Annotated in this window: 16 protein-coding genes; all 16 read right to left on the bottom strand. The window is 55.2% G+C overall.

Annotation, left to right across the window (positions count from 1 at the left end):
• A partial coding sequence (locus FX155_RS11720; RefSeq protein WP_154487782.1) for a transposase occupies positions 1-145 on the bottom strand: 145 nt, incomplete at its 3' end.
• A 153-nt stretch (positions 146-298) separates the two neighbouring features.
• Entirely contained in the window at positions 299-1,609 is a 1,311-nt protein-coding gene (locus tag FX155_RS03345; RefSeq protein WP_154487783.1) for an S-layer homology domain-containing protein, read from the bottom strand.
• 297 nt (positions 1,610-1,906) lie between these two features.
• Entirely contained in the window at positions 1,907-3,169 is a 1,263-nt protein-coding gene (locus FX155_RS03350) for an S-layer homology domain-containing protein (protein ID WP_154487784.1), read from the bottom strand.
• A 473-nt stretch (positions 3,170-3,642) separates the two neighbouring features.
• The gene (locus tag FX155_RS03355) at positions 3,643-4,941 is read right to left on the bottom strand and encodes an S-layer homology domain-containing protein (protein WP_154487785.1); all 1,299 of its coding nucleotides are present in this window, start codon (positions 4,939-4,941) and stop codon (positions 3,643-3,645) included.
• A 256-nt stretch (positions 4,942-5,197) separates the two neighbouring features.
• Positions 5,198-5,638, bottom strand: a complete 441-nt coding sequence (locus tag FX155_RS03360; protein WP_154487786.1) for a pre-16S rRNA-processing nuclease YqgF — start codon at positions 5,636-5,638, stop codon at positions 5,198-5,200.
• Complete coding sequence (locus tag FX155_RS03365) at positions 5,625-6,851, bottom strand: DUF3084 domain-containing protein (RefSeq protein ID WP_022486897.1); 1,227 nt, start codon at positions 6,849-6,851, stop codon at positions 5,625-5,627. The genes FX155_RS03360 and FX155_RS03365 overlap by 14 nt, the downstream gene beginning before the upstream one ends.
• A 315-nt stretch (positions 6,852-7,166) precedes the next feature.
• Positions 7,167-7,904: a DNA/RNA non-specific endonuclease gene (locus FX155_RS03370; protein WP_154487787.1), complete on the bottom strand. Its 738-nt coding sequence runs from the start codon at positions 7,902-7,904 to the stop codon at positions 7,167-7,169.
• Positions 7,901-8,308 (bottom strand): ribonuclease Z, encoded by a 408-nt coding sequence (locus tag FX155_RS03375; RefSeq protein WP_154487788.1) that lies wholly within the window; start codon positions 8,306-8,308, stop codon positions 7,901-7,903. Before FX155_RS03375 ends, FX155_RS03370 begins: the two co-directional genes overlap by 4 nt.
• A gap of 210 nt (positions 8,309-8,518) precedes the next feature.
• Positions 8,519-9,610, bottom strand: coding sequence for an LptF/LptG family permease (locus FX155_RS03380; protein ID WP_012939015.1), 1,092 nt, complete (start codon positions 9,608-9,610; stop codon positions 8,519-8,521).
• An 8-nt stretch (positions 9,611-9,618) separates the two neighbouring features.
• Positions 9,619-10,338: an LPS export ABC transporter ATP-binding protein gene (lptB, locus tag FX155_RS03385; protein ID WP_022486894.1), complete on the bottom strand. Its 720-nt coding sequence runs from the start codon at positions 10,336-10,338 to the stop codon at positions 9,619-9,621.
• Positions 10,339-10,350: 12 nt separating this feature from the next.
• On the bottom strand, positions 10,351-11,202 hold the full coding sequence (locus tag FX155_RS03390; RefSeq protein WP_022486893.1) for an LptA/OstA family protein: 852 nt from the start codon (positions 11,200-11,202) through the stop codon (positions 10,351-10,353).
• On the bottom strand, positions 11,202-11,753 hold the full coding sequence (gene lptC, locus FX155_RS03395) for an LPS export ABC transporter periplasmic protein LptC (protein ID WP_022486892.1): 552 nt from the start codon (positions 11,751-11,753) through the stop codon (positions 11,202-11,204). Before lptC ends, FX155_RS03390 begins: the two co-directional genes overlap by 1 nt.
• A 15-nt stretch (positions 11,754-11,768) precedes the next feature.
• Positions 11,769-12,638, bottom strand: coding sequence for a lysophospholipid acyltransferase family protein (locus FX155_RS03400; RefSeq protein WP_022486891.1), 870 nt, complete (start codon positions 12,636-12,638; stop codon positions 11,769-11,771).
• Positions 12,638-13,180 (bottom strand): KdsC family phosphatase, encoded by a 543-nt coding sequence (locus tag FX155_RS03405; RefSeq protein WP_022486890.1) that lies wholly within the window; start codon positions 13,178-13,180, stop codon positions 12,638-12,640. Before FX155_RS03405 ends, FX155_RS03400 begins: the two co-directional genes overlap by 1 nt.
• The gene (locus FX155_RS03410; RefSeq protein WP_022486889.1) at positions 13,181-14,146 is read right to left on the bottom strand and encodes a KpsF/GutQ family sugar-phosphate isomerase; all 966 of its coding nucleotides are present in this window, start codon (positions 14,144-14,146) and stop codon (positions 13,181-13,183) included.
• Positions 14,147-14,151: 5 nt separating this feature from the next.
• Entirely contained in the window at positions 14,152-14,976 is an 825-nt protein-coding gene (gene kdsA / locus FX155_RS03415; protein WP_022486888.1) for a 3-deoxy-8-phosphooctulonate synthase, read from the bottom strand.
• Positions 14,977-14,978 lie beyond the last annotated feature (2 nt).

Genomic DNA, 14,978 nt, shown 5'->3' on the forward strand with positions numbered 1-14,978 from the left:
CCTGGTATTCCTTGAGCCAGCGGTAAATAGTTTGTGAAGCAATGTTAACAGCTTTGGCCAACTGCGGTACGGACTTATTTTTATCCAAAACAAGTTTACATACCTGGATTTTGAAATCCTTGGTGTACTTTTTTTGACTTCTCATAAAGACGCTCCTTCCTCCAGAAAAGTCACGCTTTCTACTGTCTAAATATATGGTACACCTTTCCACTCTGCACTCTTCCCTCTGCACTGTTTTTTCGGCACATAAAAACGGCCCTCCTTTGGGGAGAGCCGTTTTTTGCTTTCAATCGGTTGATTAGAAGGTGATGTTCAGTTCGGACCACAGGGTGCGGGCATGTGTGCCGGCGAAGTCCCCTGCATCGCCATTCTTGTCTTTCAGGTCATAGTATTCCACAGTAGCAACCATGTTCTTGGCTACAGTCAGGTTGCCGCCGAACATGTACCCTTTGAACCCGGTGAACGGGAACATGTAGTAATCACCGTTCATGGTGTGAGCTACTACAGTCTGTGCGCTCTGGTCATAATATTTGGCATACAGGCCCCAGGTGCCCGGTTTGCTGGTTTCAGCACCAGCATAGTTCAGGCCGAATACATAGCCGTCATCATCCAGATCCAGTCCGGTACCTTCTTTAAATGCATCAGCTTCATCAGCATCACCTTTCAGGTACATGGCACTTACGTTCCATTTCCCTGCAGTATAATCAGCACCCAGAGTCCAAATCTTGTTGTCGCTGTAAGCATAGCCAGGATCCAATGCATTCAAGAAATCCTGATTATCCACTTTGGTGTAGGTTGCTTCCGCATGCAGGTTGCCCCATCTGCCGCCCAAAGCTGCAGACCAGTAATCATCTGCTACAGATTCATTATTCTCTTTCCCATATACTACGTTGTTGGCCATTTTGCCGTAAGCAGCGGACAGATAGCCCTGGCCGAATTTCACATCGGCACGGACAGCATCAGCCCGGTCATCGAATACGTTCCCGTCGGCAATAAAATCATTGAAACGGCCAGCAGTCAGGTTCACAGCACCGATATTCCCAGTCAGATAAGCTCTCTGGAATTCAGTAGTGCTGTCGCCGGACTCGTTCTTGCCTTCAAAGCTCTGTATATTCTGGAGCATCCCTACATAATGCCAGTTGTCATTCACTTCCCCAGTGAACCACAGACGGGTACGCAGTTTGCTGTCAGATTTGTCAGCAAGATCTTCTTTATTCAGTTTGTCGACCCGATTTCCGCTGGCAACTCTGTTGTGGATACGGGCAGCCCCGGTAACCTTCACATTATCAGCGTTCTTTTCCAGTTTGGCAACACGAACACCCAGGTTGTCCAGTTCATCAGCGAATTCGCTGACCAGTTTGTCATCAGCACCGATAGCGCCTTTGGCCAGAGCCTTGGCAACAATCTGAGCCATTTCATAACGGGTCATGGTCTTGTCGCCTTTGAAGGTGCCATCAGGATAGCCGTCAACTACGCCGGCAGCAGCCAGTTTGGCAACAGCGCCGTAAGCCCAGTGGCCGGCAGGCAGATCGGAGAAGGGGTTGGCAGCGAAAGCGGTGGCGCTTACGCCCAGAGCCATAGCCATGGCAAATACTAAGGATTTTTTCATTGGAGATTCCTCCCTGATGTTATTTTTATCCAGGCAGTTCCTTCTGTTTTCTCCATTCCCGCGAGTCTCCTTGTTTCCTCTGTTCCTGGCAGAAAATTCCGGTCCCTGACCGGGATAAAGCAAGTGTGAATTATTTGTCATCTTTCATAAATTTACCATATTTTGAATGTGAACGCAACGAAGCAAGGTAAATGATATTACAGAAGTTAATTATTGTACTGTTTGAAACAATTTTGTATGTATTTTTATAAAAAAAAGACGGTTCCCGAAGGAACCGTCTTTTGGTTTGTTCTGTAATTAGAAGGTAACAACCATCTGAGACCACAGGGTCTTTGCATGGTTATCGGTAGCACCCTTATCCTTCAGGTCATAGTATTCAACCTGAGCTACCATGTTCTTGGCAACAGTCAGGTTGCCGCCGACCATCCAGCCTTTGAAGCCTTCAGGACCGAAGGAATCATAATGACCGTTCATGGTGTGGGCAATGTAGGTAGCACCACCCTGATCGTAGTATTTACCGAACAGGCCCCAGGAACCAGGTTTAGCAGAGGAAGCACCTTTATAAGCCAGGCTAGCTACCCAGCCATCGTTGTCGGGTTCTACGCCGTCAATCTTGTCATCAGCATCGCCGTGCAGATACATAGCGCCGATTTTCCAATCACCAGCTTTGTAGTTGGCAGCGGCAGTCCAGATATTGTCAGAACCTTTCACCCAACCATTCTTATATACTTTTGCATCAGCATTGGCGGTATTCAAATCTTTTACATGCAGATAGTTGGCTTCCAGGTTCAGGTTGCCGATGTCTCCGCCCAGTACAACCTGAGTGAATTCATCTGCTTTGGATTTCTTAGTAGCGAAATCCTGGTTAGCCATTTTGCCCCAGGTTGCGCCCAGGTAGGTAGCACCGAATTTGGTGTTGGCGTTCACAGCATCCACACGGGTATCATAAATGTTGCCTTCAGCATAGGTGCCATTGTAACGGCCAGCGGTCATGTTCACAACACCAAGGTTACCGGTCAGGTAAGCTCTCTGGAAACGGGTTTCGCTGTCACCGGAGTCATTCTTACCTTTGTTGTTCCAAGTTTGTTCGTTCTGCAGCATGCCAACATAATGCCAGTTGTCATTCACTTCGCCGGTGAAGAACAGACGGGACCGGGTCTTGGTATCGCTGCTCTTACCAAAGTCACCAGTGGTATGATCATAGTGAGTCCGGATGTTCCCGGTGATCTTTACAGCATCAGCGTTCTTTTCCAGTTTGGCAACGCGAACGCCCAGGTTGTCCAGTTCATCAGCGAATTCGCTGACCAGTTTGTCGTCAGCACCGATAGCGCCTTTGGCCAGAGCCTTGGCAACGATCTGAGCCATTTCATAACGGGTCATGGTCTTGTCGCCTTTGAAGGTGCCATCAGGATAACCGTCAACTACGCCGGCAGCAGCCAGTTTGGCAACAGCGCCGTAAGCCCAGTGGCCAGCAGGCAGATCGGAGAACGGGTTGGCAGCGAAAGCGGTAGCGCTTACGCCCAGAGCCATAGCCATGGCAAATACTAAAGATTTTTTCATGGGATATTCCTCCTTAGGAATCACAGAGTGAATTCCCCGGGAACGTCCGGCTGACCTCTGCCGCGAGTATCCTTGTTTCCTCTGGCTCTTTCAGCGTTCTGTCCCTGTGAAATTCGCATTACTATTGTGACAACTTCTTGTCACGATGTTATTTTAACACAAGATTACAGAAAAAAGCAAATTTGTGAACTTATTTTGGCTATGGATTACATTATTATTTGTTTTATTCTTTATAGTTCATGTTTTTATCACATATTTTAAAATTTATAGCACGAAAAAAGGACGATTCCAACGAATCGTCCTTTTTATATTGGTGATGAAAAACCCACCACCATGCTCCGCATGGTCCCCCGCCCTTAAAAAGGGCGGATATAGAAGGGACTGGCTGGGTCCCCCGCCCTTAAAAAGGCGGATATATAGGGACTGGCTGGGTCCCATCCTAAAGAGATGGATACCCAAGGAGGAATGATGAATTAGAAGGTTACTACCATCTGAGACCACAGGGTCCGGGCATGAGAATCGGATTCTTTGCCCTTCAGGTCGTAGTATTCAACCTGAGCTACCATGTTCTTGGCCAGGGTCAGGTTGCCGCCAACCTGATAGCCTTTGAAGCCTTCCCCGTTGAAGGAATCCCACATACCGTTCATGGTATGGTAAATGATGGTGGGAGCTCCCTGATCATAGTACTTGGCGAACAGGCCCCAGGAACCAGGTTTGGAAGCAGCAGCACCCTTGTAGCCCAGGGATACTACATAACCGTCATCATCGCCGTTCTTATAGTCGCTGTTTGCCAGGGTGTCATCGTCACCTTTCAGGTACATGGCCCCGATCTTGAAGTCGCCGGCTTTGTAGTTGGCCCCAACAGTCCAGATTTTGTTGTCACCGGTGAGGCCGTTGTCGATGTACGGGTTTACATCATCGGCCTTGGTGTAAGTGGCAGCCAGATCCAGGTTGCCGATGCTGCCGCCCAGTTCAGCATTCCAGAACTTGTCTGCTACGGAATCATCTTTGGTCCATTTACGGCCAGCGATGGTTCCCAGATCGCCATCCGTCCAGCCATAGGTATCCTTGCTGGCCATCTTGCCGTAGGCAGCGCTCAAATAAGCCTGGCCGAAAGGAACTTTGAACTGAACCGCATCTACACGGTCATCGTACACATTGCCTTCAGCAATGGTCTTGTTGAAACGGCCGGCTTGGATATTCCAGACACCGATGTTGCCGTCCAGGTAAGCTCTCTGGAAGGAGGTGTCGGAATCGCCGGATTCGTTCTTGCCCTGGAAGTACTGGTTGTTTTCCAGCATGGAAACGTAATGCCAGTTGTCGTTGACTTCCCCGGTCAGAAACAGACGGGTACGCAGACGGGACTGGGATTTGTCGGCTTTGCCGGTGGTCTTGCCACCTTCATTGTTGTAGTAGCTGGCACGGACGTTGCCGGTGATCTTTACGTTGTCAGCGTTCTTTTCCAGTTTGGCAACGCGAACACCCAGGTTGTCCAGTTCATCAGCGAATTCGCTGACCAGTTTGTCATCAGCACCGATAGCGCCTTTGGCCAGAGCCTTGGCAACGATCTGAGCCATTTCATAACGGGTCATGGTCTTGTCGCCTTTGAAGGTGCCATCCGGATAGCCGTCAACTACGCCGGCAGCAGCCAGTTTGGCAACAGCGCCGTAAGCCCAGTGGCCAGCAGGCAGGTCGGAGAAGGGGTTGGCAGCGAAAGCAGTAGCGCTTACGCCCAGAGCCATAGCCATGGCAAATACTAAGGATTTTTTCATAGGAAAACACTCCCTTGAATGATATTTGTCCTGCCCCCGGGTTTCCTTTCCGGCATCCTCCAGATTTTTCCGTGCGAGTATCCTTGTTTCCTCTACGTACACATTCCGGATTCTTCCATCCATTGGCCCATCAGCGGGACGGCGTGAATTTCTTCACACTGCCAGTGTAGTATGGTGAAAAAAAAGAAACAAGGCGCCTGGGGGAAAGTTTCCACTTTCGCCTGATTGTGCCTTGTTTCTTCGCATTTTACAGGAGTCATTTTTGTGACTTGCCAGTCCGTTGTTTCACTGTTTTATCACAAAGGAATCTTTTGACCAGTACCACGGCTGCCAGTCCATCCACTGCGGACGGTTCAGAAAGCAGGGCCGTGGGCAGCAGCTTTTTCCATCCCCGGGGCGGATTCAGCTGCCAGTAGAGTTTTTTGGCCTCCTGGGTGCTGCCGTATTCATCCACTTCATAAAGGGGCAGCTGGGGAAACGCCTCCGCCAGCTGCCGATACATGGTCTTTGAAGTTGTGCCGTCCCCCAGTACGCAGCCGGCGGGACGGTCTGCAGCCAGGAACTCTTTCAGATGGTCCAGGAACCCTTCCGTAGGCAGGATGGCCTGGCGGACCAGGGTTCCATCCCCGACCACCAGGGCGGCACCGGTTTTATCCCGGCCCGGATCCACCCCCAGATAAAGCTCAGTTTTCTTCACGAGGCAGACCTCCCACAGGACGGATTTCCAGATCCAGCAATACAGGCCCGGCCACGGTAATATCCCGGCGGGCCTTGGCGGTGATTACCACTTTGCCGCCCAGGCTGCGGATCTTTTCGCTGGCGTTGGACAGTTCGGTGCTGGTAATGGCCCCCACGTCCCCGGTAATGGGATTGGGGATCACCCCGTCGGCCTGGGCTGCCCGGTTCACGGCCTTCAGGAAGGCCATGAGGGCCAAGTCGGATTCGTTGGAATTGGGATCCACGGTAATGGACTGGGTAAGGATCAGGGTATCTTCCGGATAGACCACCTTGTCCCCCACCATTTCCAGACGGGACACCACCACTTCGCCGGACAGGATGTTGCCGGCGGCGCAGACACGAACGTACATGTCCCCTTTGGCTTTTTCCAGGTTGGAAGCAGCGTTCTCCACCGCTTCCCGGCTGAGCCAAATCACCGGTGTGGAAGGATCCACCCCGATGCGGCCGGCTACCTGGATGTTGGCCTGGTTCAGGAATTCCTGGAGCTGTTTCTGGGTGTTTTCTTCGCTCTGGCCGCTTTTCAGCACCCCGGAATAGAGGATTTCGCCGCTGCGGAACACCACGTGGCCCTCCCGGACGGCCACAATGCCTTCCCGGAGTTTTTTGGCAGTGTCTTCCAGGGATTTCACATCCTGCTGGAGCTGGTCACGGGCGGCTTCCGCCTGGCGCACCTGTTCCTGGGCCTCCTGGAGACGGGTGCTGGCTTCCGCATACCGGGCCTGGAGCTGCCCCAGGTCGGCCTGGGCCTGCTGCATCTGGGCCTGGGCGTCCTTCATCTGGGCTTCAGCAGCAGCCTTCTGCTGCCGTGCCTGTTCCGCAGCCTGGGTGGCTTCACTGATTTTTTGGTCCAGTTCTTCGATTTTAGCACTTTGGGCGGACAGTTCTTCGTTGGCCTTGTCCCGGGTGGCGGTAAGAGAGGCGATTTCCGCCCGCATCTGCTTCATGCCGAACAGGGCCGTGCGGACCTCCTTGGAGGCAATGGTCAGGACGGTGATGGTCAGGGCGGCAACCAGCATGCCGCTGACAATTGTCATGACCACGGAGGTGTCATGAGGGCGCAGGCCAAAAAGCCGGAGCCGTTTTTTGCCGATTTTGCTTCCCAGTTTGTCTCCCAGATAGGCGATCAGTCCGCCCATCAGGGCCAGAACCAGGATCAGGGTAATGCCGGTCATGGGATGCGCTCTCCTTTCGTGTGTATATTATCCTGTACATTATAGCATAAAACCGGGGCTCGTGGATGAGCTCCGGTTTTATGCGGTCAGCGGCCGATGGAAAGCAGATGCTGCTGCATCTGCTTTTGAACATATCTGCCCTCCGGGCGGCCGGGACGGGCTCCCCTGCGGGGAGCCCCTACAACGTTGGTGTCAAAGATGCAGCGGAAAATCCGTTTCCCGGACCGTAGGATCGGACATCTGATCCCAACGAGGTAGGGGCGCGCCAAAGGCACGCCCTTCCCGGCCTGCGGGTTTCACAGTCAAGAAATCAGATCACCCTTTCCGGCTCTTCCCGGTCTTGTAATCGATGGTGATGCCGGGCTGGTTGTTGTAGACGAACACGTTGAACTGGACGCCGGCCCCCTTGTCTTCCACGCTCCAGGCTTCCATCTGTACCCCCCGGGCCACCAGATCATTTCCCTGGAAAATCGGGGTCACCCGATACAACACGTGATGGTTGGTTTCTTTTACGTAGTCGGCCACCATATTTTCAAAGGGCAGCATGCCGGTAACATTGAGATACCGGGTGCCGGTGATCAGGTTTTTGGGGTTGGCGTTTTCCGCTGTCAGCTGATACCCGATGAGATGGCACCGGTTGTACAGATATTTCCCATCAATGCCCTCATACTTCACGGTCTGCCAGCCGGAGGGCTTGACGCTGCCGATGGGGCCCCGTTTCTCCGTGGGCATGGTTTGCCGGCTTACATTGGCATAGGCGGGGCCGCAGCGGCCCAGGCTGTCCAGATCACTGTACCGTTCAAAGGACTTTTTGGTCTTGTCCTTGTCGGGGAAATCGGGCACATTGTTGTTCAGCACCACATAGGGCTTGTTGGTAAAGGCAGGGATGGAAGAAAGGTCAAAGGAGGGCTGGTTCTTCCCCACTTGTTGGGTGACTTTGGCGGTGTTTTTGGGGGCTGCCTTTTTTTTGGCCGGCTGGGAGGACCCGCAGGCGGTGAGCAGCAGGGACAGGGAAACCAGGAGGGCGGACAGGAACGCTGTGAGTTTTTTCATTTTACATATACCTCTTCTGTAATTTTGTCATGGGAAGAACCGGCAAAATCGGCGGTGGACACCTTCTGCCAGCCCTGATTCAGGTCGATGTCAAAGAAAAAGTCTCCGGGGTAGGCCCGGTTCCAACGGTAGAGGATGATCTTTTCGATCCGGTCTAGGTACGGGGCCGCCGGGCGGTCTTCCAAAAGGCAGTATTCCCCGGGCCCGGCCTGGTCCAGGAAATCTTCTGCCACGCGGATATTGGCCGCAGGCGGGTCGAACAGGCCGGCGGTATAGGAGCACATCCAAAGGGGTGCCTCTCCCACCAGATCCAGGATATGGGCCCGAAGGACCCGGTCCTGGCTCTGGCGCCGGTGATTGAACAAAAGGCCGCCGGAATCATCGACGGCAGTGATGAGGATCATGGGATTTCCCTCCTTGGCAGGGTCGCGGGCCACAGGTCGTGGGTCCCGGGCTTTGTTGGTGCAGCCGGAAGTACGGCTGCTTGTCCATATATGGTATTTATTATATCATACTGTGAACAAAAGTTCACGTTCCATTCGGATTTGCAGATCAATTGGCCCGCGGCTCAGGGCCCGCGACCGCAAAAAAAGCTGCCTTCCGGCAGCTTTTTGCTATACATTATCCTTTTTATAAATCATCCAGCACCCGAAGGCTCCGCAGAGGAGGTTGGGGGTGGCGGCGGCCAACAGGGGCGGGATCACGCCGCCCTGTCCCAGGCCGGTCATGAAGGTCATGATGGAATAATAGATGAAAATGATCACCACGGAAAAGCCCAGGCCCATGGACGCCCCGGTCCGCTGGGACTGGACCCCCAACGGCACCCCGATGAGGGCAAAGAAGAAGCTGGCCAGAGGCACGGTGAACCGGCGGTAGATTTCCATCTCATACTTGCTGGTGGGCATGTACTGGCGTTTCAGGATGTCGATGTACATCTTCAGTTCCCCAATGGTCATCTGGTCCGGATCTTTCTGGTCCAGGGTAATGGCCTTGGGGGTCTCGCTGATGGGCAGCACCTGCTTGTCAAAGGTCATGGTCCGGGCCACCCCGTCTTTCCCGGTCAGGTCGGTGATGGTGCCCCCTTCCATGATCCAGGTCCCCTGGGTCCATTTGGCCTGAGGGGTCCGCTGGATCCGGGCCACTTTTCCGTTGTCCCAGTCTTCGATGGTAATGTCCTTCATCATCCCCTGCTTCTCGTCGAAGGTCCGGGCATAGGTAAGCCGTACCAGCTGGCCCTTGGACACCTGTTTGATCAGCACATGGTTCTGGGTCCGGGGCTTGGTATCCCGTTTGATTTCCACTTTGATGATCCGTTCATATTCGCTTTTGGCAGGAGGGACCACCTTTTCGGCCCACACCACGGAAAACAGGCTCACCACGAACCCGGCTGCCAGGATGGGGGCGGCGATCCGGCGGAAGCTGAGCCCCCCGCTGCGCATGGCGGTGATTTCACTGTTGCTGGACAGCTGGCCCATGGTAAGGAGGGCCGCCAGCAGCATGGACATGGGGAAGGTATAGTTGATCACTTCCGGCATGAGACACAGGAACAGCCGGATCAGGGAAGAATAGGAAGCCCCGTACTGGGTGATGTACTGGGTCACCCGGAACAGGAAGGAACTGGCCACAAAAATGGTGGAAAAGGCAGCCACCCCGAACAGGAAGGGCTGCATCATCTGTTTTAAAATGTACTTATCTAAAATGGACATGAGCAGCCTCACATTCTGAAATTATCGCCCAGATAGAACTTCCGGGCCACCGGATCTTCGGCCACCTGCTGGCTGGTGCCTTCCACCAGGATCTTCCCGGCGCTGAGGATATAGGCCCGGTTCACGATGCTGAGGGTTTCCCGGACGTTGTGGTCGGTGATCAGCACCCCGATGCCCCGCTTGGCCAGATGGGCCACCATCACCTGGATATCCGCCACTGCAATGGGGTCGATGCCCGCAAAGGGTTCGTCCAGCAGGATGAAGCCAGGATCCGTAGCCAGGGCCCGGGCGATCTCCACCCGCCGCCGTTCGCCTCCGGACAGGGCACTGCCCTTGCTTTTCCGGATGTGGCCGATGTGGAATTCCTGGATCAGGTCTTCCATCTTTTGCCGGCGTTTGTCCTTGTCCGGTTCGATTTCTTCCAGGATGGCCATAATGTTCTCTTCCACGGTAAGCTTCCGGAAGATGGAGGCTTCCTGGGGCAGATAGCCAATGCCCTTCAGGGCCCGTTTGTACATGGGAAGATCGGTAACGTCCTCGTCATCCAGGTACACATGGCCGGTATCCGGATGTTCCAGACCCACGATCATGTAGAAGGAAGTGGTCTTCCCGGCACCGTTGGGCCCCAAAAGTCCCACAATGGTCCCCTGTTCCACTTCCAGGCTGACTTCGTTGACCACCCGCCGCCCGGCGTATTCTTTTACCAGTTTTTCCGCACGTATCTTCACTCTTGACTCCCTTTATCCAATTTCAGTCTGGCCGATGGTCATGAGATGGCCGGGCCAGTTGTAAAACTTATACAGGAATTTCGGCACATTGGCCAGCCCTGCCAGGCTGAATACCGGCTGTGCCCCGCTCTCCTCCTTCTGGGAGGTGCTGTCCTGGGGCATCACCACCATCTTCACGTTCCCTTCGCCCATGGCCACTTTGCCCCCGGCCCCGGTAATGGTCAGGGTATCCCCGCTGACGGTATCGTCATTCTGGGTGGCGGTGGCATGGCCGATGAGCCGGATGGTGCCGTCGGCTTCCTTGGTATTGTAAATGGCCCGGTCCGCTCTGGCAGTCAGGTTCCGGGGCGGGCTGATCAGCCGCACGTTGCCGTCGGCGTTGGCCACGCCGGTGCCCATGTTGTATTTCATGTTGGCGGCATCCAGGCTGGACCCATCATCCATGGTGAGCTGGGCCCAGGATCCGATGGTCTCCGCAAACTGGGCATCGGAATCGTAATCCACCTGGGCGGCCCGGAGGGTCTTGTCCTCTTTCCGGAGCACGGCGTTGCCAATGGCGGAAAGGAATTTCCCCTTGTTTTTGATGATCAGTTCAGAGCTGGTCAGATGGGCATCCTTCTGGTCGGCCACCACGGACCCGGTAAGTTTTCCTTCCCCGGTCTTGGTGTTGTAGTCGGCTTCTTCCGCACTGGCGGTGCCGTCATCGTGGCGGATCTTCACATTCCCCACGGCAGCGGCCTGGCCGCTTTTGAAATCATACTGCACCTGATCGCCGCTGATGGAGGACGCCGCCCAGCAGGCAGAAGTAACGGACAGAAGGCCTGCCAGGAGTCCCAGCACTGCGATTTTCTTTACGTTCAGCATTAAAATTCTCCCTTCTGTACGTGAGCATCCTCTTCCAGTTTGGCCTGGTCCAGGGCAACATTGAAGGTTGCCTTTTTCGCCGTGGCCACCGTATCGTCTTTCTTCAGCCGGACATTGCCCTCACCCACCACCATCTGATCTTTGTTGATCCAGGTGAATTTGTCCGCCACTGCATCTCCTCCGTCGGAGGTGGTGCCGTGAGGATTCTTGGTAAGGACCACGTCCTTGGTATCCATATGGACTTCCCCTTCGTCAGCAGTCACGGTCATGGTCCGGCCGTCGTCCTGGTAAAAGGTCCCGCTGATGCCCTTCATGTGGGCCAGCTGGGCTTTTTTGTCATAGAGCAGGGACTGGACGGTAAGTTCCCAGACTTTTTTCCCGTTTTTCGTTTCCTGGATGGTGGAGCCGTTTACTTCCTGGAGCACGTCCTTGCCGTTTTCCTGGACCTTGCCCGTGGTGGGCTTGCTGCTCAGGAGCCAGGCAATGACGCCTCCCATCAGGAGCACAGCGGCTGCAATCACCAGCAGTGTACGACGTTTTTCTGCGAGCATGGAGGCATCCTTTCTTTACCCGTTCCAGGGAGTGTTCCAGCGGTGCTGGAACCAGATCCAGTTGTCCGGATACTGGCGGATGATCTTTTCCACTTCCTGGGTCATTTTCAGGGTAATCTTATAATCATCTTTTTCCTGATTTCCCGTATCTTCATAGTAAATGGGTTCTTTCACAAACACCTGGTGGCCATAGCCGCTGGGTTTGCGGACCATGAAGATGGGCACCACCGGAGCTTTGAACTTCCGGGCGAAATAGGCCGGCCCTTCCGGGGTGGAAGCCATCTTCCCGAAGAAGGGAACGAAAATCCCATGGTAGCCTCCGTCCTGGTCGGCGATGAGCCCCAGCATCCGTCCCTTTTTCATGGCACGGGCGCAGCCCAGGATCTCGTTGGTGCCCCGGGCGAAGATTTCCTGTCCCACCCCCCGGCGGAGCTCATTGAGGAAATCACTGTATACCGGGTTGGGCTGGGGCTTCTCCACGGCACTGAGGGGAAATCCGTTGAGGGCCAGAGCGGCTCCCAGCCATTCCCAGTTGTCCATGTGGCAGGCCAGCATCACGACCCCCCGCTTTTTGGCCAAGGCTTCCCACAGGATATCCGGCCGGTCGAAGCTGACCAGGCCCCGGATGTTGTCCTTGTTGAGGGCCGGCATGTAGAGGATCTCCATGGCGGTCATGCCCAGGTTCAGGAACAACCGATGGATAATGGCATGGGCTTCCCGGGCCGTAACCCCCATCCGTTCCTGGATGGTTTTTTCCGCCCGCACCCGCTGTTTTTTGGCAATATGCCAGTATAGTTTACCACAATTCCGTCCCAGCCGCACTACGAATTTGTAGGGCAGCAGGGACAGGAACCGGCTCAGGCCTTTCAAAAATCCGTAAAGCATTACTGTCTGTCTCCCTGTCCCTGGATTTCGTAACTGCGGACGATGCCGTCCCACAGGCCTTTGGCCTTGAGGATCCGTTCGATCACATCCCGGACGGCTCCGTGGCCGCCGTTGCAGGAAGAGACCAGCATGGCCCGTTCCCGGACTTCCGGGGCGGCATCTGCAGGAGCAAAAGTCACCGCCGCCCGTCCGAAAGCGGGCAGGTCGTTGAGATCATCCCCCATAAAGGCGGTTTCTTCCAGCGGAATGTCCAGTTCGTTGGAAGCCTGCTCCAGCACTTTGCCTTTGTAGACCACGTTTTCGTATATGGAGCTGATGCCCAGTTCCATGGCCCGGTGGAGAACGATTTCGCTGTGGCGGCCGGTAATGAGGGCCACCTGGATGCCGTGGCGGAGGGCCAGGCTGATGCCCATGCCGTCCCGGGCGTCAAAATGCTTGGACAGTTCTCCTTCCTGTCCGATGATGATGCTGCCATCGGTCATGACCCCATCCACATCCAGGGCCAGGAGACGGATCTTGGCCAGTTGTTCTTCTGTAATCATTTATACCACTCCCTGGTGTACCAGATCAGTAATATGCAGCAGCCCCACCACTTTCCGGTCCTGATCCACTACGGGCAGGACGGTAATGGGCCGGGGTTTGTTGGATTCCATAAGGTGCAGGGCTTCGGCGGCCAGTTTGTGATCCAGGATGGTCTTGGGATTTCGGGTCATCATCTGGGAAACCGGCCGGTTCAGGCAGTCCAGATCCTTGGCGATGCCTCTCCGGATGTCCCCATCGGTCAAAAGTCCCTGAAGATGCTGGTTGTCATCCACAACAGAGACAGCCCCCACGCCCTTGTCGGTAATGATGAACAGGGCATCCTTGACGCTGATGTCCGCATGGACCAGGGGATTTTCGTCCCCTTTGTGCATCACATCGTCCACCGTAAGCAGCAGCTTCCGTCCCAGGCTGCCCCCGGGATGGAAAATGGCGAATTCTTCCGGGGTGAATTTCCGGGCGCTGAGGAGTTCCATGGCCAGGGCATCCCCATAGGCCAAGGCTGCCGTGGTGCTGCTGGTGGGAGCCAGGCCCAGGGGGCAGGCTTCCCGTTTCACACCCACGTTCAGGACGATATCCGCATTTTTCGCCAGGGTGGATTCCGGATTCCCCACCATGGCGATGACTTTGGCGCCGATCCGCCGGATGGAGGGCAGGATGTTCAGGACTTCTCCCGTTTCCCCGCTGTTGGACAGGGCCAGGACCACATCCATGTCCGTGACCATGCCCAGATCCCCGTGGATGCCTTCCGCCGGATGGAGGAAAAAGGCCGGGGTGCCGGTGCTGGCCAGGGTGGCAGCGATTTTTCGGGCGATGATCCCGGATTTGCCCATGCCGGTGACGATGATCCGGCCTTTGCAGTGGAGGATCATCTCCAGCGCGGCGCCGAAATGGTCATCCACCCGGGGCAGCAGCTCCAGGATGGAATCCGCTTCGATCTGCAGTGCTTCTTTGGCTTTTTCAAACATACCGGTTACGCCTCCCTGCGGCCGATGGCGTCGATGGCTTTGGCGTCCGCCAGGACCTGTTCCAGATCATCCAAGGCAATCATGTTGGGGCCGTCGGACAAGGCTTCTTTCGGGTTGTCGTGGGTTTCGATGAAGAGCCCGTCAACCCCTACAGCAGCTGCCGCCCGGGCCATATGGGGCGCATATTTGCTCTGGCCCCCGGAGCTGGTGCCCTGTCCGCCGGGGATCTGGACACTGTGGGTCACGTCCATGATCACCGGGAAGCCCAGGTCCCGCATAATGGGCAGGCTGCGCATATCCGTCACCAGGGTGTTGTAGCCGAAGCTAACGCCCCGTTCGGTGAGCATCAGATTCCGGCTTCCGGAACCCACGATCTTGTTCACCACATTTTTCATGTCCCAGGGTGCCAGGAACTGGCCTTTCTTCACATTGACCACTTTCCCGGTCCGGGCAGCTTCCACCAGCAGGTCCGTCTGCCGGCACAGGAAGGCGGGAATCTGGATGATGTCCAGGACTTCGGCAGCCTTTTCCACCTGCCAGGTTTCGTGGACGTCACTGATCACCGGCACATTCAGATCTTTCTTGATCTGGGCCAGGATCTGGAGACCTTCTTCGATGCCCGGGCCCCGGAAGGAATCCAGGGAAGACCGGTTGGCTTTATCATAAGAAGCTTTAAACACATAGGGCAGGCCCAGCTTTTCACAGATGGCCTTGGCCCGTTTCCCGATGGCCAGGCTCCGTTCGTAGCCTTCCAGCACGCAGGGGCCGGCCATGATCAGCAGCGGGTGACCCTGTCCCACCTGGTAGGGTCCGATCTTGACGATTTCCATGG

This window comes from Acidaminococcus fermentans, from assembly GCF_009696675.1.
In the GTDB taxonomy this organism is placed as follows: Bacteria; Bacillota; Negativicutes; order Acidaminococcales; family Acidaminococcaceae; genus Acidaminococcus.